This is a genomic window from Paenibacillus sp. 1001270B_150601_E10 (genome assembly GCF_015558675.1).
Taxonomy (GTDB): domain Bacteria; phylum Bacillota; class Bacilli; order Paenibacillales; family Paenibacillaceae; genus Paenibacillus_B.
This window is the reverse complement of record NZ_JADMOL010000001.1, coordinates 406,152-427,317: the sequence shown is the minus strand read 5'-3', so window position 1 is coordinate 427,317 and position 21,166 is coordinate 406,152. Positions and strand designations below refer to the sequence as shown.

Annotated in this window: 15 protein-coding genes; 14 read left to right on the top strand and 1 reads right to left on the bottom strand. The window is 44.5% G+C overall.

All coding sequences use genetic code 11. The features are described 5' to 3' along the window. Nucleotides 1–190: 190 nt before the first annotated feature. The 5 genes from I2H74_RS02130 to I2H74_RS02110 all read left to right on the top strand — a co-directional run bounded on the left by I2H74_RS02130 (nucleotide 191) and on the right by I2H74_RS02110 (nucleotide 5,653). Complete coding sequence (locus I2H74_RS02130) at nucleotides 191–910, top strand: response regulator transcription factor (protein WP_195571238.1); 720 nt, start codon at nucleotides 191–193, stop codon at nucleotides 908–910. Continuing rightward, complete coding sequence (locus tag I2H74_RS02125; RefSeq protein ID WP_195571236.1) at nucleotides 907–1,977, top strand: sensor histidine kinase; 1,071 nt, start codon at nucleotides 907–909, stop codon at nucleotides 1,975–1,977. Before I2H74_RS02130 ends, I2H74_RS02125 begins: the two co-directional genes overlap by 4 nt. A 52-nt stretch (nucleotides 1,978–2,029) precedes the next feature. Then, nucleotides 2,030–2,782: an ABC transporter ATP-binding protein gene (locus I2H74_RS02120; protein ID WP_229106290.1), complete on the top strand. Its 753-nt coding sequence runs from the start codon at nucleotides 2,030–2,032 to the stop codon at nucleotides 2,780–2,782. Beyond that, on the top strand, nucleotides 2,757–4,709 hold the full coding sequence (locus tag I2H74_RS02115; protein ID WP_195571234.1) for an FtsX-like permease family protein: 1,953 nt from the start codon (nucleotides 2,757–2,759) through the stop codon (nucleotides 4,707–4,709). Before I2H74_RS02120 ends, I2H74_RS02115 begins: the two co-directional genes overlap by 26 nt. A gap of 293 nt (nucleotides 4,710–5,002) precedes the next feature. Next, nucleotides 5,003–5,653 carry a hypothetical protein gene (locus I2H74_RS02110; protein WP_195571233.1) on the top strand — a complete coding sequence of 217 codons (651 nt, stop codon included), beginning with the start codon at nucleotides 5,003–5,005 and terminating at the stop codon, nucleotides 5,651–5,653. Nucleotides 5,654–5,688: 35 nt separating this feature from the next. Here the strand turns inward: I2H74_RS02110 and I2H74_RS02105 are convergent, their stop codons facing one another. Then, the gene (locus I2H74_RS02105; RefSeq protein ID WP_195571231.1) at nucleotides 5,689–6,402 is read right to left on the bottom strand and encodes a Crp/Fnr family transcriptional regulator; all 714 of its coding nucleotides are present in this window, start codon (nucleotides 6,400–6,402) and stop codon (nucleotides 5,689–5,691) included. Between the two features lie 485 nt (nucleotides 6,403–6,887). On the opposite strand from I2H74_RS02105, the gene adhE reads away from it, so the two are divergent. The 9 genes from adhE to I2H74_RS02060 all read left to right on the top strand — a co-directional run bounded on the left by adhE (nucleotide 6,888) and on the right by I2H74_RS02060 (nucleotide 21,110). Then, the gene (adhE, locus tag I2H74_RS02100) at nucleotides 6,888–9,503 is read left to right on the top strand and encodes a bifunctional acetaldehyde-CoA/alcohol dehydrogenase (RefSeq protein ID WP_195571229.1); all 2,616 of its coding nucleotides are present in this window, start codon (nucleotides 6,888–6,890) and stop codon (nucleotides 9,501–9,503) included. 517 nt (nucleotides 9,504–10,020) lie between these two features. Next, nucleotides 10,021–12,282: a formate C-acetyltransferase gene (gene pflB / locus I2H74_RS02095; RefSeq protein ID WP_195571227.1), complete on the top strand. Its 2,262-nt coding sequence runs from the start codon at nucleotides 10,021–10,023 to the stop codon at nucleotides 12,280–12,282. A gap of 146 nt (nucleotides 12,283–12,428) precedes the next feature. Continuing rightward, nucleotides 12,429–13,166 (top strand): pyruvate formate-lyase-activating protein, encoded by a 738-nt coding sequence (gene pflA / locus I2H74_RS02090; protein WP_195571225.1) that lies wholly within the window; start codon nucleotides 12,429–12,431, stop codon nucleotides 13,164–13,166. A 243-nt stretch (nucleotides 13,167–13,409) separates the two neighbouring features. Then, a complete protein-coding gene (locus I2H74_RS02085; protein ID WP_195571223.1) occupies nucleotides 13,410–14,003 on the top strand; it encodes a GNAT family N-acetyltransferase in 594 nt (197 codons plus the stop codon). Between the two features lie 277 nt (nucleotides 14,004–14,280). After that, nucleotides 14,281–15,645, top strand: a complete 1,365-nt coding sequence (locus tag I2H74_RS02080; RefSeq protein WP_195571221.1) for an extracellular solute-binding protein — start codon at nucleotides 14,281–14,283, stop codon at nucleotides 15,643–15,645. A 120-nt stretch (nucleotides 15,646–15,765) separates the two neighbouring features. After that, complete coding sequence (locus I2H74_RS02075; RefSeq protein WP_195571219.1) at nucleotides 15,766–16,650, top strand: carbohydrate ABC transporter permease; 885 nt, start codon at nucleotides 15,766–15,768, stop codon at nucleotides 16,648–16,650. Next, entirely contained in the window at nucleotides 16,650–17,480 is an 831-nt protein-coding gene (locus I2H74_RS02070; protein ID WP_195571217.1) for a carbohydrate ABC transporter permease, read from the top strand. The genes I2H74_RS02075 and I2H74_RS02070 overlap by 1 nt, the downstream gene beginning before the upstream one ends. Before the next feature lie 103 nt (nucleotides 17,481–17,583). Continuing rightward, complete coding sequence (locus I2H74_RS02065; protein ID WP_195571215.1) at nucleotides 17,584–19,509, top strand: sensor histidine kinase; 1,926 nt, start codon at nucleotides 17,584–17,586, stop codon at nucleotides 19,507–19,509. Next, nucleotides 19,506–21,110, top strand: a complete 1,605-nt coding sequence (locus tag I2H74_RS02060; RefSeq protein WP_195571213.1) for a response regulator — start codon at nucleotides 19,506–19,508, stop codon at nucleotides 21,108–21,110. Before I2H74_RS02065 ends, I2H74_RS02060 begins: the two co-directional genes overlap by 4 nt. The last annotated feature ends 56 nt before the right edge of the window (nucleotides 21,111–21,166 follow it).

The window sequence follows — 21,166 nt, the reverse complement described above, 5'->3', positions numbered from 1 at the left end:
GCAAATTGCTCGGACTTGCCCAACGAGCCGAAGAAGTCCCTTTCATGAGAATGGGGCTTCTATTATATGATGGGCCAGTACATATAACCGATTAAGCGGGCGCTCTTTCGTATATATTAAAGGTACATGAAGGGGTACGGCCTTGTTGCATCGTCAGGTAGGTAGACGTAATGTTATGGAGGAATGTCAGATGTACAAAATTATGATTGTTGAGGATGACGATAAAATTGCTTCCATTCTGCAATCTTCATTAGAAAAATATGAATATGAAGTAACCCGTGCCATGAACTTTCGTGATTTGAAGGTCGATTTACTAAAGATTGAGCCAGATCTTATTCTGCTGGACATTCACCTTCCTGCTTATGACGGTTTCTACTGGTGCCGTCAATTTCGTCAAGTGACCAATGCGCCTATTATATTTGTATCTGCACGGACTGGGGAGATGGATCAGGTGATGGCGATTGAAAATGGAGGCGATGACTTCATTACAAAGCCGTTTCATCTGGATGTGCTTCTAGCAAAAGTAAAAAGCGTGCTAAGACGCACATACGGCGAATATGCTATTCGGTCAAGCGAAGGCAATGGTGAGGAGCTCAATGTACATGGGCTTGTGCTGCACCGTGCTAAGAACACATTGGAATGGAATGAGAAGCGGGTTGATCTGACGAAGAATGAAGCGCTGCTGCTTGCCTGCCTAATGGATCGGGTGGATCAGATCGTATCCAGGGAGACGCTGCTAGAGACGCTGTGGGACGATGTCGACTTCGTAGATGATAATACGTTAACGGTGAACGTAACACGTGTTCGTAAAAAGCTTGAAGAGATTGGAATTGATAAAGCGATTGAAACGATCCGCGGCCAAGGCTACCGCCTCTTGATGACGTGGATTGAAGAAGGATCGATGTCATGAACTTCTTTCAATATGTAAAGGATCGCTTCATTCTGATCCTTACTTGGCTCATTTCGCTTGCTCTCTGTTTGCTTGTCATCTATTTGGATCTGTCGACTGGGCGCGAATTTATTCGAGGGGCAAGTATTACGTATTGCTTTATACTTGGAGCTTCTATATTGACTGCAGGCTTGGTGTTCGATTTTCTATACCAGCGAGCTTGGTTTCGAGAATTAAAGACAGCGGAGCAATCGGAGGATCGAGAAGAGGTAGAGCTTAATCTATATTTGCAGCATCCGGTCACCCAAGAGCAGAAGGTGATCCATGAGCTGCTGACTAGACAATACCATGCTTACATGAATGAGCTGCTGATGATGCGCAAGCAACGTGAGCAGCATGTTCATTTTACCAATCAATGGGTGCATCATATGAAGACGCCCGTTTCCGTTCTCCATCTTATTACTCAGCAGCCTCCCGCTGCAATGACAGTCAATGAGACGCAACAACTGCTCCAAAGTGTGCAGGAGGAGACAGAACGGCTGACAAGAGGCTTAGAGCTGATGCTGTCGACAGCCCGTCTGGATAAGTTTGAGATGGACCTGAATGTCAGTCAGCTTTCCTTAACCCAATGTGTAAGAAATGTTCTGAACCAGCATAAGAAGCTGCTTATTCGCCATCATATATTTCCGAAAATTGTTGGAGAGGATGCGATGGTGGAAAGCGACAGCAAGTGGTTGGCGTTCATTCTGACGCAGCTTGTTACCAACGCGATTAAGTATTCCAGAGACAAGGAAGGCTCCAAATCGCTCCTTTTTACGATCGAACACAAGGATCATGCGATTCGTCTGCATGTAAAAGATGAAGGGATCGGAATAGCAGAGCAGGATCTTTCCCGTATTTTTGATCCGTTTTTTACAGGGGAGAATGGACGAAGAGAAGGGGATGCCACAGGCATGGGGCTGTATCTTGTCAAACAGGTATGTGGTCGCCTAGGTCACACGATACAGGCATCATCGGTCCTGCATGAGGGCACGGTGTTTACGATTACCTTTGCTGGAGACAGCCTTCATAAAGGAGTTATAGTCTAAGTCAACCTACAAGGGAGTGAGTCCGATCGCAACGCTATTACGAGCAGAACAATTGACTAAAATATATGGAAATAAAAAAAGACGGACCTACACTGCCCTTCAGGATATTCATCTCGAAGTGGAAGAGGGGGACTTTGTCGGTATCATGGGACCTTCTGGCAGTGGGAAAACGACGCTGCTGAATATATTAGCAACAATTGATAAACCCACAGCAGGCCATGTGTTTATCAATAATATCAACCCCGTGACGCTGTCTGACCATAAGCTGGCAGCCTTTCGCAGGCATGCACTGGGCTATGTGTTTCAGGACTTCAATCTCCTTGATACCTTAACGATCAAGGAAAATATTATTCTGCCGCTTGCTCTTGAGCGAGTCTCGTCTCGAGAGATCGAGGAAAGAGTCCGGGAAATGGCTTCGTGGCTCGGGATTGCGAATATTTTGGACAAGCGTACCTACGAGGTGTCAGGAGGCCAGATGCAGCGTACAGCGATTGCAAGAGCCATGATTCATCGCCCTAGTCTCCTACTCGCAGACGAGTTGACGGGGAATCTCGATTCGAAGGCTGCCAAGGATGTGATGCAGGCTCTATCAGATATGAATGAGGAGCAGCAGCGAACGATCCTCATTGTGACGCATGATCCATTTGCAGCAAGCTATTGCAAGCGAGTCATTTTCATTAAAGACGGCAAGTTGTTCACCGAGATTCGAAGAGGCGGCAACCGCCAAGCCTTTTTTCAAAAAATATTGGATACCCTTAGTTTGTTAGGAGGCAGCTTCGATGACCTTTCGTCGGCTCGCCATTAAAAATATAATCGAGAGCTGGCAGCGGTACAGCGCTTATTTTTTAAGTTGTATGTTCTCCGTCATGATCTCCTTTTTGTATTCCTCCTTTACGCATCATCCGGATGTCATTGGAGAAAAGATCCCAAGCGGCTCATCTTTAAGCGTCATGCTATATGCCTGTGAAGTGCTGATCATGACATTTGCCGTGATGTTCACCTTGTATTCAAGCAAATCGTTCGTTCATTCGAGACGCAAAGAGTTCGGCTTGCTGACGCTGTTTGGCATGACCAAATGGCAAATTCGCCGCATGATGATTTATGAACAGATGGCAATAGCCATCCTGGCCGTTGCATCGGGAATTGCTACAGGGGCTTTGTTTTTAAAGCTGTTTTTAATGGGAATGTCCAAGCTGCTTGGTGCGGAGGCGCCGATGGCTTTTCATTTTTCAAAGGATGCACTGCTATCAACCGTCTACGGCTACAGCCTGTTGTTCTTCATTGTGGCGATCATCAGCATTCGTGTGATCGGAAAGTCTTCTATTATCGAGCTGCTGAAGCCACGGAGAGAACAACGATCAGCACCAGCCTTCATGTGGGTATTCGCACTCATTGGCGTTGGCTGTATCGTATGGGGCTACATGCTGGCATATCATGCAAATCTGATGTCTGTCTTCATCGTCTTTTTTCCGACGGTGCTGCTAACAAGTGTAGGCACGTTCTTCCTATATTCGCATACGAGCTTTGCGCTGCTCAACAGCGTCAAGCATATTAAATCGTTATACTACAAAGGGAAAACGATGCTGCATGTTACTCGTGCCATCCATCGTTTGCGTGAGAACGCAGGTGTGCTATTTGCAATCACCATGCTATGTGCTTTTGTGTTGTCTGCTACTTCGACGTTCTTTTCCTTCAATCGAGGCTATCAGCATTCAGCAATGCTCTCGAATCCCTTCGACTTGATCATGTGGACACGTGGACAGGAAGAGGTCCCGGTATCCATTGACGAGATCAAGAAGACGGCAAAAGAATACGGGCATGAGGTGACCACCTTAATTGAGTCAGAGATTGTGGAAGGGGATCTGATCACGGATGACAAGTATGGCCATTCCGTGACTCTGATTGGCATAGACCACTATAATCAGCTGGCCCAGGCTCTTAATAAAAAGCTGCTAGCTTCTCCAAAGGAAGGCGAGGCGTATTGGATTGATCAATCCCTTTATAATAAATATGACTTTCTATCCAATGAAGAGAAGCGGAAGCTACAGGAGAGCAAGCATCAGGTAAAGGTGTCTGAAGAGGGAGAAGCTTTCTTCTTTACGATAAAAGGACGCGCACGTCAACTCCTACTCTCGCAGGAGATTACGGCGCCATTATTATTGGTGATCTCCAATGAGGAAATGACCCGAATTCAACATGCTGCACATGGAGACAGAAAGCTGAATCTCTATAATTTTGAATGGGATGACAATAGTCGATCACTTCCGCTCATTGAGAAGATAGAGCAAAAGGCTGGAGACAAGGATTACTATATTAGAAGCAGAGTCAGGGAACTGTCGGATGTGGAGTATGTGACTTCACTAGCAATTGTAGTGAGCATGATGATGAGCACGCTGTTCTATATTGCATGTGGCAGCATACTTACCTTTAAGATCATGACAGACCAACAAAGAGATGTGAAGTACTATACTTCTCTGCTTCATATTGGATTATCGATGAAAGAGGTACGAAGGGTCATCAGTGTCCAGGTCGGCATCTTCTTTTTCCTCCCCTGCATCATTGCAAGCATTCATACGATCTTTGCGATGAAGACCCTTAGCAATTTGCTGTTCACCAATATCATTGGGTATTCCATGTATGTCATTTTTGTGTATGTACTCGTCCAGTTTGTTTACTTTATCGCAGTGCGAGAGAGCTATCTGCATAAAATTAGAAAACAGTTTGTCGAATAAGCATTCGATGCCGGCACGGTTTTATGGTATGATTAGTGAGAGAAGGCGCTTACATTTCTTCTTGAAAGATTACGGGATTGATACGATTTCAACGATCTCATTGTGCATAATAATAAGAAATCAATATAATCCTAAGAATTCATCGTAAGATTGCTATGATGGATAAGATGAAAGTGAGTGTGCGGGATATGAGAAATGGACATTTTCGCACGTCTTTAATCCTAATACTAATAATATTGATCTTGATCCCTCTAGGCTGTGCCGCATCCGATAAGCAAATGGAATATACATCGATGAAAGCTGCTGCTAAGACAAAGGATACAGCAGCAGAGGACGTCGTACATTTGATAGTGGACGGCGGGTCATATGTTTCAAGTCTAAATCATGATTATCAAATGTCGTGGCATTCCGGCATGACCGTTGCAGATGCACTTAAGACATCAGGAGCTGTGAAGCTTCATGAGAATCAAGATACAATTGTCTCTGTATCCGATGTGTCATTAGATCCGAGTATGGGCTTTAGTATAAAGCTGAATAACAAGGAGCTGGAGATTCCTCAGCAGTTAAATAAAACGATCTATGCGAATGACAAGCTTGTCATTTTTGTAGAAAAGGTGAAAGTGGAGTCTAGCAAGGAATCCAAGTCGGAAATTACGATCTCTATTAAAGGCAATAACGAAAATGCGAATAAGGTGTTAACCTTTGTTATTCCTTGGCCGCAAACGGCAAAGCTTTCTGTGCTGTTGGATCAATTCGGACCCATTAAGCTCTCAACAGATGGAAGCAAGATTATTAGTATTTGGGATGAAAAGATATCGGATCCTTCTGATGTGCGAATCACAAATAACGGGAAGGTAGTATCAACTGAACAGTTAAAGGCTACAGATATTGCTCCAAACTCAAAGCTTACGATAGAGTGGAGCCATATGACAGAAAAGCCCTGATAGCAACTGCTACCAGGGCTTTTTGACGTATGATTTTAAATACGGCATACAGACTTCGGACACATCTCACAGTGGCATACATCTCGGAGATGATCGATCTCTTTGACAACGATCATGCCGTTATCGTATTCGAGAACGCCCTTTTTACGAAGATCACTAAGCATTCGGTTGACACTCTCGCGAGTTGCGCCGATCATGTTGGATAAGTCGGTATGGGTAATCTTCTTATTAATCAGAATGGATCCGTCTTCTTGTTCCTCGCCAAAGGTATTGGACAAGCGGATCAGAGTCGAGCAGAGCGCACCAGGCTTTCCGTACATCATGAGATCACGGAATTTCGTTTGAGTGAGTCGATGATGAATGCCCATCCATTTCATAAAGTCAATGGAGAAGTCACAGTGCTGACAGATCAGTACTTCAAGATCACGCTGCTCGATGACGCCAACTTCACCTTCCTCAATCACTTCCGCTGTATAGCTGTGCTTGTTGCTGTGGAAAGGATCCATCTGGCCAATGAGGTCACCGGCTTGGTACATATATAGAATAAGTTCTTTACCTTCATCTGTAGACTTCGTTACTTTTACACGGCCACTTCTTAAGAAGAATAATTTGTCTGCCGTGTCCCCCTCCCAGAAAAGGTGAGACCCTTCTGGATATGTGCGGTCCTTAGCGATATCTAAGAGACGCTCACGATTCTGATCTGAGAAACTTGAGATATTGCATGTGGTATCGTATCGCTCTTCAATCATCTGGCTTCACTCCGTTCTCCTCCAAGTTGTATGTGCTCCAAGATGAAATACTTGGATTAGCATTGTAGGTAGAGGTAAAAATATCCTTGTGACATCTTTCACTATAACTTCTGATATCTCTATATTAGCGTTTCTGAGCAGGATGTCAATTTCCTTAAGAATTTAAATGGTTACAATTTTTGAAAGTGCGATGATTTTCATCACTTTGCCATTAATTTATGCGAAGAAATCCTTTTTTAACAGGGCAGGTCGGATGTAAGGGTTTACATCTATTGAAAAACGAGGCAATTAAAAAATAAACAAAGTACGTGAAAAAAATCACTTTACAAGTTCGGATGTTCATTGTATGATTGAGTTGTGAAATGATTCACAAACAAAAAAGGAATTCAAACAACCGTTTTTATAGATATAAAAAGCGGACAGACAAACCATACTCATGTAGACGTGTTGTTTGAAGAAGTCCCGTAAAAATGGAGGCGGAGAACATGGCAAAAGCTGAAGTTAAACCTACTGTAGAGAAAAAAGAACCAACGGTTGAAGCGCACATTCAAATGTTGATCGATCGTGCGAAGAAAGCTCAAGAAGCCTTTATGGATATGAATCAAGAGCAAATCGACAAGATCGTTCACGAAATGGCGTTAGCTGGTCTTGACAAGCATATGCCCCTTGCTAAGCTTGCAGTGGAAGAAACTGGCCGCGGCGTTTACGAAGACAAGATTACAAAGAACATCTTTGCTACTGAGTATATTTGGAACAACATTAAATATGACAAAACGGTCGGCGTGATTGAAGAGAACGACTATGAGAACTGTGTGAAGATTGCAGAGCCAGTCGGTATCGTAATGGGGGTTACTCCAGTAACGAACCCAACTTCTACGACGATGTTCAAAGCGCTGATCTCAATTAAAACACGTAACCCTATCATCTTTGCATTCCATCCATCTGCACAAAAGTGCAGCGCGGAAGCAGCCCGCATTTTAAATGAAGCAGCTGTAAAGCATGGTGCTCCTGAGCACTGCGTACAATGGATCGAGATGCCATCGATGGAAGCTACTAATACATTAATGAATCATCCTGATGTTGCCTTGATCCTTGCTACAGGCGGATCTGGCATGGTGCGCGCAGCATACAGCGCAGGCAAGCCGGCGCTTGGCGTAGGTCCTGGTAACGTGCCTTGCTTCATCGAAAAGACAGCTGATATCAAGCAGGCTGTAACGGACTTGATTCTGTCCAAGACGTTCGATAACGGCATGATCTGTGCATCCGAACAAGCAGTTATCATCGAAGAGCCTATTTTCGATGAAGTGAAAAAGCTGATGCAATATTATGGCTGCTACTTCACGAATAAAGAAGAAACAGCAAAATTGACAGCAATGGCGATTAAAGCAGATACTTGCGCAGTTAACCCAGCAATCGTAGGTCAGCCTGCAGTTAAGATTGCTGAAATGGCAGGATTGAAAGTGCCTGCGGATACGAAGATCCTTATCGCTGAGATTGACGGTGTAGGAGCCAAGTTCCCATTGTCTGCTGAAAAATTGAGTCCAATTCTGGCTTGCTACAAAGTAAAGTCTGCTGATGAAGGCATCAAGCGTGCAGATGAAATCGTTCGATTCGGCGGCATGGGTCACTCTTCTGTTATCCACTCGAACGACGATGCAGTGATCGCGAAGTTCAGCGAGCAATTGCCAACTTGCCGCATCATGGTGAACTCTCCATCGACACACGGTGCGATTGGCGACATTTACAACTCGAACATTCCATCTTTAACACTCGGCTGCGGTTCTTATGGACGGAACTCGACTTCCAGCAACGTAACAGCAGTAAATCTTATTAACATTAAACGGGTGGCGAAGCGTACAGTGAATATGCAATGGTTTAAAGTTCCTAACAAGATCTATTTCGAGAAGAATGCTACGCAATACTTGGCTAAAATGCCGGACATCAGCCGGGTTATGATCGTAACGGACCCAATGATGGTGAAGCTTGGCTACGTGGATCGTGTTGAGCACTATCTCCGTCAACGTCAAACGCCTGTAGCCATCGAAGTGTTCTCGGATGTTGAGCCAGATCCATCTACAACAACCGTTGCTCGCGGTGTCGAAATGATGAGAAGCTTCCAACCTGACTGCATTATCGCACTTGGCGGCGGCTCCCCAATGGATGCTGCGAAAGGCATGTGGATGTTCTATGAACACCCAGAAGTTGACTTTAACAACCTGAAGCAAAAATTCATGGATATCCGCAAGCGTACGTACAAATATCCTCGTTTGGATAAAACGAAGTTTGTTGCGATTCCAACAACATCCGGTACAGGTTCTGAGGTAACATCGTTCGCGGTTATTACCGATAAGGAAAAAGGAAATACGAAGTATCCGCTCGCGGACTACGAATTGACGCCAGACGTAGCGATCGTAGACCCAGAGTTTGTATACAGCTTGCCGCGCACAGCAGTAGCAGATACAGGTATGGACGTATTGACGCATGCCATCGAAGCTTATGTATCCGTTATGGCAAATGACTACACAGACGGCCTTGCGATCAAAGCGATTCAATTGGTGTTCCAATATCTTGAGAAGTCTGCAAACGAAGCATGCCCGCATGCTCGCGAGAGAATGCATAATGCTTCCACGATTGCAGGTATGGCATTTGCGAATGCATTCTTGGGAATCAACCACAGCTTGGCGCATAAATGGGGGGCACAGTATCATACAGCCCATGGTCGCACCAACGCGATTCTCATGCCGCATGTTATTCGCTACAATGCGAAGAAGCCAACGAAGTTCGCAAGCTTCCCTAAATACGATCACTTCCAAGCTGACGTGCGCTATGCAGAGATCGCTCGTATCCTAGGCCTTCCTGCAAGTACGACTGAAGAAGGCGTGAAGAGCTTAATCAATGCGATCCGTGAGCTGAACCAAAAGCTCGGCATCCCTGAATCGTTCCAAGCGATTGGCTTTGATGATAAGGACTTCGAATCCCGTGTGGATTACTTGGCAGACCGTGCATTTGAAGACCAATGTACAACTGCGAATCCGAAGCTGCCGCTTGTAACAGAGCTTGCTGATGTTTACCGTGATGCTTTCTATGGCCGCTTTGAGTAAAATTTAATGTGAATAACCGGGAGTAGGGCAGATTTGCCCGCTCCCGACCTCTAAACAATCGTTCAACCACCTTTCTTATGACAGCAGCTTAATCGTTGCTGTCTTTTTTATCAGGACTCATAAAGCCTATGATTGTGTAGTAGGGTAAGCGTTGTTGCAAATTGGACACAACCAAGATGGTTTGATCATGTTAAATGGAGGTAATTATGCTCAAGCGCTGATATCAGACTGGAAAACAAATCAATAGGAAATCATTACCTGTGATTTATTTCACGAAATAATATGGTTTTGTGATGAATATCACATGATCAGGAAGTGAAAAAGAGTACAATAAGGATGTAGCAAGGAAGCCGCATTAACCCGATCAGGTTCGTGATGAACTTGCTGCACCAGTACTTGGCTCATCACGTGCGAGCATCACTTGCACAGAATCCTATCTAGAGGAACAATAGCTAAGTACATTTACAGAATAAGCAACACTATATAAAGAAAACCTACTTAATATGGAGGGATTTCGATGTCGGTTATGGAAAAGAATCAAACAGAAACTCAAAATGCATGGCGTGGATTCCAAGCAGGCAAATGGCAAAAGCATGTTGATGTTCGTGATTTTATTCATGCAAACATTGCTTCTTACTCTGGCGATGAAGCTTTCTTGGCAGGACCTACTCAAGATACAAAGGATCTTTGGGATATCGTTAGCCAATTGTCCAAGGAAGAGCGCGAACGCGGTGGCGTATGGGATGTAGACGTTAATACTCCATCCACGATCGTTTCTCATCAACCAGGATATCTCAATAAAGATAAAGAAAAAGTTGTAGGTGTTCAAACGGATGCTCCTTTCCGTCGCTCCCTGCAACCATTTGGCGGAATCAAAATGATGATCGATGCTTGCAAAGCATACGGCTTCGAAGTTCCTGCTGAAATCATTGATATGTTTACAAATATCCGCAAAACACATAACCAAGGTGTTTTCGATGCTTATACATCCGAAATGCGTCTTGCACGTCGCTCTGGTGTAATCACTGGCTTGCCAGATGCTTACGGACGCGGTCGTATCATCGGTGACTATCGCCGTGCTGCATTGTACGGTATCGATTACTTGATCGAAGAGAAAAAACGCGACCTTCTCGATATGGAGCTTGATCATTTGGATCAAGACTTGATTCGTGACCGCGAGGAAATCTCTGAGCAAATTCGTGCTTTGCAAGAGCTTAAGCAAATGGCTCAAATGCATGGTTTCGATATGTCTAAACCAGCTAACAACGCTCGTGAAGCTTTCCAATGGGTATACTTCGCATACTTGGCAGCAATTAAAGAGCAAAATGGTGCGGCTATGTCCCTTGGACGCGTATCTTCCTTCCTCGACATCTATGTTGAGCGTGATTTGAAAGAAGGAGCAATGACGGAAGAAGAAGCACAAGAATTGGTTGACCACTTCATTATGAAGCTTCGTATCGTCAAATTCTTGCGCACACCTGACTACAACGATTTGTTCTCTGGTGACCCTACTTGGGTAACAGAATCCATTGGTGGTATGGCAATCGACGGCAAAGCGCTTGTTACGAAAAACAGCTTCCGTTTCTTGCACTCCCTGTACAACTTGGGACCAGCACCAGAACCAAACTTGACTGTTCTCTGGTCTGAGCAATTACCAGAAGGATTCAAAAAATACTGTGCACGTGTATCGATCGAAACAAGCTCCATCCAATATGAAAATGACGATCTGATGCGCCCAATCTATGGGGATGACTACGGTATCGCATGCTGCGTATCTGCAATGCGCATCGGTAAACAAATGCAATTCTTCGGCGCTCGCGCAAACTTGGCAAAATGCTTGCTTTACGCGATCAACGGTGGTAAAGACGAAAAATCTGGCGTTCAAGTAGGCCCAGAATATCCAGCAATCACAAGTGATGTATTGGATTACGATGAAGTTCTGAAACGCTTCAAGCAAATGATGGAATGGCTTGCTAAGCTCTACATGAACACATTGAACGTTATTCACTACATGCATGACAAATACAGCTATGAGCGTATCGAAATGGCGCTTCATGACCGTGAGATCCTTCGTACAATGGCTTGCGGTATCGCTGGTCTGTCCGTTGCGACTGACTCCTTGAGCGCAATCAAATACGCTAAAGTTAAACCAATCCGCAACGAGGAAGGAATCGCAGTAGACTTTGAGGTTGAAGGCGAATTCCCTTGCTACGGTAACAACGATGACCGCGTTGACAGCATCGCAGTTGAATTGGTTGAAACATTCATGAACATGATTCGCAAGCACAAAGCATATCGCAATGCTATGCCTACACAATCCGTATTGACCATTACATCTAATGTAGTATATGGTAAGAAGACAGGTACAACGCCTGACGGACGTAAAGCTGGCGAACCATTCGCACCAGGTGCGAACCCAATGCACGGACGCGATAAGAAAGGTGCGCTTGCATCCTTGAACTCTGTTGCAAAATTGCCTTATGAGCACAGCTTGGATGGTATCTCCAATACCTTCTCCATCGTGCCAAAAGCACTTGGTAAAGACGGCGATACTCGTAAGAGCAATCTCGTGTCCATGATGGATGGATATTTCCACAATGGCGCTCATCACTTGAACGTTAACGTGTTCGACCGTGAGCAGCTGCTTGACGCGATGGATCATCCAGAAAATTATCCGCAGCTTACCATCCGTGTATCGGGTTATGCGGTTAACTTCATCAAATTAACTCGTGAACAACAGCTTGATGTTATTCATCGTACATTCCACAGCTCCATGTAATGACTGCATGAAGAGCGTGTGAACGACGCATGCTAATAGGGCGTATCTGCAGCTGAACTATACGGTACTTTACGTGTTCGTTCAGGGCGGGTACGTCCTTTCTCTTTATTTCGAACAAGGTCATAAATGAAAGGAATGGCAATGACATGATTGGACGTATACATTCTCTAGAAACATTTGGTACGGTTGATGGCCCAGGCATTCGTTTTATCTTATTCATGCAGGGCTGCGCATTAAAGTGTCAATATTGCCATAACCGTGATACATGGGATCTTAAAGGCGGCAAGGAGATGACCCTTGAGGAAGCGCTCAGCGAGATCGAGCCGTATCTGAACTATTACCGTTCTTCTGGCGGCGGTCTTACCGTTTCCGGCGGTGAGCCGACCCTCCAAGGCGAGTTTGTAAAGGAATTGTTCAAAGCGGTGAAAGAACGCTGGAACCTTCATACAACGCTTGATACGAACGGTGTCAATGATCCGAACAAGCTTGCTGGGCTTTATGATGTAACAGACTTGTTCCTGCTTGATCTTAAGCATATTAACAATGAGAAACATATCGATCTCGTAGGGGTTCCGAATCATCGGATATTAGAAACCGCTCGCTGGCTGTCTGATCATGGCAAGAAAATGTGGATTCGCCACGTGTTTGTACCAACGAAAAATGATGATGAACAAGATTTGCTTGATCTTGGACGCTTTATCGGTACCTTAAAAGGGGTAGAGAAGATCGATATTCTACCTTATCATCAAATGGGAATTTACAAGTGGGAAGCGCTTGGAGAAAAGTATCCCTTGGAAGGTGTTCCTTCGCCAACTGATGAAGAGGTTGAGCGTGCGAAGCGCTTGATTGAGCAAGGAAGACAAGAGACGATGCAGCAGGCTTGATGCAATCATACCTTCATATGCCGTTCACGAGATACCTCTTCTGGCAAGGGGTATCTTTTATGTATGTCTCATTGATTCATCATTTGATTCCAAAGCACGATCGTTCTATGATAAGAAGTAGGGAACATTTCACTGGAGTGACCTTACAACATGCAATCCTACTAGACATGAGGTGGAACTATTTGTCAGCACGAAGCGCTTATCCAATTAGACAGAAATGAAATCAAGCAAGCCGCACAAATTATGGCTTCCCAATTCGTACATGATCCGCTATATCAGTTTATCCTTCCTAATGAGAGCCGCAGAGAACAGGTTCTCGTCCACTTCTTTGCATCCTACTTGGACATGCTTTACCCGTATTCCGACCTTTTAGCTACATCTCCACAGATGGAGGCTGTTGGCCTAGTCTTTTATTCCGATCGTTTTAAGAATACGTTAAAGGCACGCGCTGTCTACGGTACACGAATATTGAGGGCTATCTTCAAGGCCATGCCTATCTGCCGTTATATCGGCTTGAAGGGCTTCGTTAGAGGCCTTCGTACTTTGAATAAGGCTAGCTCAGCATGGCTTTCCCTGCTTGAGGAACGACCTTATATGCACCTGGATATGCTTGTGGTCCAACGTCCGTATCGCGGACAAGGAATCATGTCAAGCTTTATGCGGCCGCTGCTTCGGATGAGCAGAGAAGAGGGGCTTGTCATGACACTGGAGACTCAAAATGCACGAAATCTCCCAATATATGAGCATTATGGGCTGAAGGTGATTCATCAATATCAGATTAAGAATAGTCCATTAACGCAATATGGGATGAGTTATGATCCCACTCAATTAGAGTAAATCGGATCATGATCATTTTTCTTTATCATATACATGTGTAGCTGTCCTTTAGAGAAGGACAGCTTTTTCTTTTTTCTTCATGATATCGTGCGTTACTTATCAAATAGTGTGGTTTGGAGTCATGAAGGAGTGGGTAGGGACACATTTCTACAACATAGAAGTAGATAATATTATCCCCTTTCTGTGGAAATAACGACCTTATCAGGACTAAGGCCTCATCTTATAATAAAGGTGTAACAAGGAATGAAGATCTAAACCATATAGGGAGGTCGTAAAGATGAAAAAGAGTTTGGTTATGATGCTTACACTCTTGTTCGTAGCAACATCCTTGCTAGCAGCATGCGGCAGCTCTTCCTCTGGTAACTCCGGTGATACAGCAACGAATGACAAGCCAGGTGAAGAAAAGAAAGTTGAACCATTCGAATTGACCCTTCGCCACACGCAGCTTGGTGAAGCCAAGAAAAATCGATTAGCTATCCTTGAAGATGTTGTAAAAGCAACGGAAACAGAGAATGAAGGACTTACGATTAAGCTAGACGGCGTTGATTCTGAAGTGAACCGTAAGGAAAAGCTTCGCGGCGAGATGGCGCAAGGCAATCCGCCTGATATCTTCGACGCATTCGGTTCACCAGATGTAGGTGTATTTGCGAAAGAAGGCTTGGTGCTTGATATCACCTCCATCATCGAAGAGCTTGGTTTAAAAGAAAAGTTCGGTACAGCGCTCGATCCATGGACAGTGGACGGCAAGGTTTATGGTTTACCAATCGGGGGTTCCATTGAAGGCTATTTCTATAATAAAGAATACTTTGAGCAAAAAGGCTTGAAGGCTCCTACTACAATCGCTGAGCTCGAGCAGTTGGCTGAGAAGATCAAGGCGGACGGCAAGATTCCTTTTGCACAAGCGTCCAAAGATGCATGGGTGCCTTTGATGACAACCAACAACCTATGGGCTTACACAGCGGGTTCTGACTTTACTTACGGCTTCAAAAAGGGCGAAACCAAGTGGAATGATCCTAAAATGGTACAAGCGCTTGCGAAGCACCAAGAATGGATTCAAAAGGGCTACTACAAAAAAGGTGAGCTTGGCCTAGCATACGGCGACCAACGCAACCAAATCATCAATGGCGAAGCGATCATGATGTTTGACGGATCTTGGGCAAACTCCGTCTTCTTGGATCCAGCACAAGCAGGCGACATGGTTGGCAAGATCGGATTCTTCCTAATGCCTCCATTCAACGCTGGAGATGGCTACAGCATCATGCAAGACTCCAACAATGGCTATGCATTCTCTGCAAAAGTTGCAGATGATGAGCAAAAACTCGCAGCTGTGAAGTCCTTCATCAAGAACCTCTACAGCGAAGAGATGCAAGTTCGCGGTTTGAAAGAGGATGGCGTATTGCCAGCTATGCAAATTCCAACTGATAAAATGAACGAAGTGGTATCTAACGACCTCATGAAAGAAATTATCAGCACTTTGGAAAATGTAAAATACAAATGGCCTGCATTCGACGCTCTTGTTCAAGCTGACGTAAATACAGAGCTTAGCAAAGAGATCCAGAAGATGATTGGCGGAGAAGCAACTCCACAAGAAGTTCTTGATAAAGTCCAAGCAGTTCAAGAGAAAGCCAATGCAAGCGAATAAGTAGCATGAAGGAGGACACTGCCTAACCATCCTTGGAGGGTGGTGTCCTCTTCACTTCTAGCAACAGATATAGTTCGTAGGCTTTGGCTTAACGAATGAGGAATGGACGGAGGCGAGACCATGGACAAGACACTAAGAAAACCACTCACCTATATACTTTTCGTCTTACCAGCGATCATACTATTCATTGCATTCTTTATATATCCAATCATGGATGCGATCTACTATAGTTTTACGAGCTGGAATGGAATTTCGAAAAATGTAAAATTTATCGGGATAGAAAACTATACCACTGTGATGAGCGACGGTGAATTCTGGAGTTCGGTTAAGAATAACGGGTATTTCATTCTTTTCTCCTTGTTCATCCAGGTGCCGATTATCATTATCTTTTCCTTGCTCATCTCCAATGTCAAGCGTTTGAGAGGGCTTTATAAGACTGCGGTATTTATGCCGTCAGTTATGTCGACAGCTGTAATTGGTATCTTGTGGGGCTTTATTTATGAACCAGATATCGGCTTGTTCAATCAGATCCTGTCCGTATTTGGAGTAGAGAAGATCTATTGGCTATCAGACAAGAGCTGGGCGATGATTTCCATTCTAATCACAAACGCTTGGCAATGGACAGGTTTCTATATTGTCATGGTACTGGCTGCAATCCTATCCATTCCGAAGGAACTGGATGAGGCTGCTATGATCGACGGCGCTACTGGCGTCCAGCGTGCATTACGGATCACGGTACCGCTTATTATGCCCATCGTATCTGTCGTAATCATGCTGTCTATCGCCGGGGCGATGAAAGCAGCGGATATCGTGCTTGTAATGACTAAGGGCGGGCCTGCTGGAGCAACGGATGTTATGGCGACGTACATGCTGCGCAACTCGATCACAAGCTTCAAGTATGGCTTTGGTAACAGTATCGCCGTTCTGATCTTCGTGTTTACATTAATCATCACGGCCGTTTATCAGATCTTGGTTGCACGTCGGGTAGAAAGGATTGAATACTGATGATCAAATCACTTAAGAAAAGCGTTAATCACATCTTCTTGCTAGGCTATTTGGCCATCATCTTATTCCCTTTCTTGTTCGTCCTGTTTTCTTCCGTCAAATCGAACAATGCCGAGATTTCATCGAACCCGTTCGGCATTCCAACAACCTTTATCTGGGATAACTACGTGCAAGCTTGGGTTAATGCGAAGATCAGCACTTATTTCTTCAACAGCTTGTATATTTCCGTAGCGGCAGCCATTACAACCATCGTTATAGCATCAATGGCTTCCTATGCGATTACCCGGATGCGCTACGTGAAGATGAGCAAGTGGCTCTTTCAGTTCATTTTGCTCGGGATGCTGATTCCAGGAAACGCTTTGATTCTTCCAATCTACGGCTTGATTCGCAAAATGAATATTCTAGATTCCCACTGGGCACTGTATATTCCGTACACAGCGGTCGCAATTCCATTCTCGGTCATCATATTAGCTGCCTTTATGAGATCGATCCCGAGTGAACTGGAGGAGGCAGCCGTTGTAGATGGACTAGGACCTATCGGGATATTTGTAAAGATGATTATTCCGCTTACTGTTCCTGCAATGGTTACGGTATTCATCGTTAACTTTCTTGGAAACTGGAACGAGTTCTTGCTCGCCAACTACTTTATCTCAACAGACGAATTAAGAACACTTCCAGTTGGAATGGTTGGTTTCCGAGATGCATATAACACCAACTATGCTCAAATGTCAGCAGGTATTGTTTATAGCGTTGTACCGGTAATGGTTATCTACGCTGTTCTTCAGGAACAAATCATTGAAGGATTGACTGCAGGTTCGGTTAAGGGATAATATTCTCTACTTTTACTAGTGATTTTAAAACGCATTCATGCTAAAATGTGGGTACTATCACCACAGATTCACATATTTCAACAATTAAAGGGGTAATGAAAAGATGAACTTACGTTATAAATTATTTAGCGGATTTGTTCTTCTGATCATTATCCCTTTATTTTTCTTTGCAACAACAACGTTTTTGATTACATTCCATCTGCTAGAGAAGAAGTATAGTGAACAGGCGGAATTCTCCATGCGAGCCATTGGACAAAGCCTTACGTACATTTTTGATGAAATTAACATTGTAACGGACAGCGGGATTGCAAACGATGTGTTCAAGCAAGCCTTAAGCTCTCCAGATCCGTCTAGTCAGGAACTTATTAGCTCGAATAACGCTTCCTCTGATAAGGAAGCAGGATCGGAACAAGGGGAAGGCAATGGGAAAGTAGATGAATCAAAGGCTGGAGAAGGCGATGAGGGCATCGATTATATTAGGCAGATCGAGCGCCAGCAGAACTTTAGGAAGCTGTTATTTAACCATCCAACGATCAGCTACGCATTTCTTTATAACTTGAGAGGGTTCTCTGATTCGGAAATCGTGAGAATCTTCACAAAAGAAGGATTTAATGAGATGCCTCTTAGTCAATTCAAGGAGCATCCCGTATATAAGGAAGTAATGGAGCTTAAAGGGCAGCCATTATGGATCGGACCGAACGAGTATCCTGAGATAACAGGTACAGAGCCGGTATTTACCCAGATTCGAACCGTGAAGAACTTGACGACATTGAAGAATATCGGGATTTCCGTTGTACAGATGAAGACGTGGGAATTAGACACCTTCTTCAATAAGTTCTATACCGCAAATGAAAATGAGAATACCCGATTCTTTATCGTAAACGATCAGGGATTCATTATATATGACAATAAGAAGTCTCATACCGGACAAACTCTGCAGGATATGATGACGAAGCCTTTGAAGCTTACGAAGGGCTATTACAGTTATAAGGACAAATTTAATGTCGATCAAAGCATTGTCTCAACTTATGAGATGCCAAATTACAATTGGCACTTGGTCTCGATTCGGGATTGGAATTCGCTGTCGAACGAAATGGTTGATTATATTCGCTGGGTATCGATTGTCATCGCTGTCTGCATTCTAGGTGCATTCATGTTTAACATGCTGTTTATGAATCGGATTACGAACAGTATTGGACGGATTGTCCGCTTTATGCGCAAAGTCGAGGATGGGGATCTTCATACTCGAGTCATCGTAGAAGGCACAGACGAGCTGGCGACACTGTCGAAGGGCTATAACCGACTTATGGATCGTGTAAATGATCTGATTGATCAGGTGAAGCAGGAGCAAAAGCAGAAGACGGCCGCCGAGATGAGGGTGCTGCAGGCACAGATCAAGCCGCATTTCCTCTTTAATACACTCGAATCTATCAATGTGCTGGCGATTCAAAATCAAGGCCGAAAGGTTAGTCAAATGGTATACCGATTAGGCAACATCCTTCGAATCAGCATTCAGGATAAGGAAGAAATCACGATTCGTCAGGAGCTTGAGTATCTAAGAAGCTATCTGGAGATTCAGAAATTCCGTTTTGATGAGGTATTCAACTTCGAGATTGATGTGCCTGATGATCTTATGCAGTACATGATTCAGAAGCTGACACTTCAGCCGTTGGTTGAGAACTGCATCCAGCATGCGTTTGACGGAACGACTGAGATGGGCTGGATCCGCATATCCGCACATAGCGATGCAGAGCGCATCTACCTCATCGTGGAGGATAATGGCGTAGGCATGTCCAATGAACAATTGCAGCGCTTTGTGTATATGGAGACCGATGAATCTAACAATCTCGTTCCACAGCTGCAAGAGACGATGAATGTAGAACGCAGAGGACTTGGCGTTCGCAGCGTAGCAGATCGAATTCGGATCCAACATGGTCCGCGTTATGGATTGTATGTATGTTCCGCATCAGGCAAAGGAACCATCATTCAATGCACAATACCGAAATATGAGCAGGGTGAGAATCTATGAGTGTAAAAGCATTGCTTGTTGACGATGAGATTCATATTTTGAACAACTTAAGGATCGTTATTCCTTGGAATCAGCTTGGCATCGAAATAGTCGGCACAGCACGTAACGGTGCTGAAGCGATGGATATTGTAAAGGAGCATTCTCCAGATCTGATCTTGTGCGACATTCGAATGCCGATTATGGACGGTATGGAATTTCTAAGAGAGCTTCGGAAGATGGGGCAGGAGAGCCAAGTGCTCATGCTTACGGGCTATCAGGAGTTTGAATATGCGCGTGTAGCGCTCCAGCATGGCGTGCGTGACTATATTTTGAAGCCGATTAATTATGAGGAGCTTGAGCAAACCATCGCGAAGATTGCAGATGAGGTGCGCTCTTCGATGATGGAGAAAAAGATGGCTGAGCGTCGCTGGGGCAAAGTGGTTAGCTTGGCGTATGAGAAGATGATGTTTGATGTTATTATGGGCTTCACCTCCAGCAACCCAAGCTATGCGATGGTTGATGAAGATGTTCAGCTTGATCAGCTTGTTTACACCGTCATCATGGTTGACCTTGATGATTATGCGCAACGAACCGTGTCATGGTCAGACAGTGAGCGGAGACTGTGGAACTTTGCCGTTCGCAACGTGCTTCAGGATGCATTGTCTGATGATGATCTGAAGTATGCGGTGCTTCAAACCCGCGAGGGCGAATGGTGTGTCCTTCTTCAATTTATGCGGGATCGCTATAAAGTGAATGAAAAGGACACCGAGAATTGGGCTAAGATTATCCAGCGTGCCGTCAGAGTGCACGTGAAGATGTCTGTAAGCGTGGCATGGGATTCAGGTCCAATCCCGATGCCTGCACTACCACATGCGTATAAGCGGCTACAACGGGTGCTTATGCTTCATCCTGATGCAGAACAGCTTGTGTCAGTAGATGAGAGCTCAACAGCGCGTCAGGCCGCTTCGGTGTCGCAGTGGCATCTCGTAGAGGAAATCCTTTCAGGAATGAAGTCCAATGACAAGAAACGGGTCGAACAAGGGCTTGTCGATCTTCAAAATAGCTTAATGCTGATGTCGGAGCAGTCCATCATGAGGGCAGAAAAATTCCTGCACTACATCATCATTCACCTGCTTCGTGAGATGAGAGAACTTGAGCTGCTCTCGAAGAATGAAGAAGAGGCGATGTGGGAGAAGCTTCAACACAGCGTGAGCATGAAGGATCTGCTCCATGCTTTGAGCCAACTGTTGGATCAGTCGAAGGAGCATGCGATGAACAAGAAATCAAGCGAGCTGCTTATGATCTCAGCCAAAGATTATATTCATCGCAACTTGGGCTCTGATATCGGTGTGGATGAGATCTCGGATTACTTGGGGATTAGCTGCAGCTACTTTAGCTTGCTCTTTAAAAACCAGTTTGGCGAAACCTTTGTTGAATATTTGACGAAGCAGCGGATGGAGCTTGCAAAATCGATGCTCTTGATGACAGACAAGAGCATTACACAAATCGGGATATCAGTTGGTTACTCCGAGCGCCGTTATTTTACAAAGGTGTTTCAGAAATATACCGGCATGACGCCATCTGATTTTCGTGAAAGTGAAAAAACATCAGAACCAAATTGACTAAAGCGCATTCAAGGCATTATGATGTAAATGTAAGGGCTTTAATTTATCATATG

What these genes read in the sequence shown, in the direction of transcription:
- I2H74_RS02130 (WP_195571238.1), top strand. Translation starts at nt 191, where the DNA reads ATGTACAAAATTATGATTGTTGAGGATGACGATAAAATTGCTTCCATT.
- I2H74_RS02125 (WP_195571236.1), top strand. Translation starts at nt 907, where the DNA reads ATGAACTTCTTTCAATATGTAAAGGATCGCTTCATTCTGATCCTTACT.
- I2H74_RS02115 (WP_195571234.1), top strand. Translation starts at nt 2,757, where the DNA reads ATGACCTTTCGTCGGCTCGCCATTAAAAATATAATCGAGAGCTGGCAG.
- I2H74_RS02110 (WP_195571233.1), top strand. Translation starts at nt 5,003, where the DNA reads ATGAAAGCTGCTGCTAAGACAAAGGATACAGCAGCAGAGGACGTCGTA.
- I2H74_RS02105 (WP_195571231.1), bottom strand. Translation starts at nt 6,402, where the DNA reads ATGATTGAAGAGCGATACGATACCACATGCAATATCTCAAGTTTCTCA.
- adhE (WP_195571229.1), top strand. Translation starts at nt 6,888, where the DNA reads ATGGCAAAAGCTGAAGTTAAACCTACTGTAGAGAAAAAAGAACCAACG.
- pflB (WP_195571227.1), top strand. Translation starts at nt 10,021, where the DNA reads ATGTCGGTTATGGAAAAGAATCAAACAGAAACTCAAAATGCATGGCGT.
- pflA (WP_195571225.1), top strand. Translation starts at nt 12,429, where the DNA reads ATGATTGGACGTATACATTCTCTAGAAACATTTGGTACGGTTGATGGC.
- I2H74_RS02085 (WP_195571223.1), top strand. Translation starts at nt 13,410, where the DNA reads ATGGCTTCCCAATTCGTACATGATCCGCTATATCAGTTTATCCTTCCT.
- I2H74_RS02080 (WP_195571221.1), top strand. Translation starts at nt 14,281, where the DNA reads ATGAAAAAGAGTTTGGTTATGATGCTTACACTCTTGTTCGTAGCAACA.
- I2H74_RS02075 (WP_195571219.1), top strand. Translation starts at nt 15,766, where the DNA reads ATGGACAAGACACTAAGAAAACCACTCACCTATATACTTTTCGTCTTA.
- I2H74_RS02070 (WP_195571217.1), top strand. Translation starts at nt 16,650, where the DNA reads ATGATCAAATCACTTAAGAAAAGCGTTAATCACATCTTCTTGCTAGGC.
- I2H74_RS02065 (WP_195571215.1), top strand. Translation starts at nt 17,584, where the DNA reads ATGAACTTACGTTATAAATTATTTAGCGGATTTGTTCTTCTGATCATT.
- I2H74_RS02060 (WP_195571213.1), top strand. Translation starts at nt 19,506, where the DNA reads ATGAGTGTAAAAGCATTGCTTGTTGACGATGAGATTCATATTTTGAAC.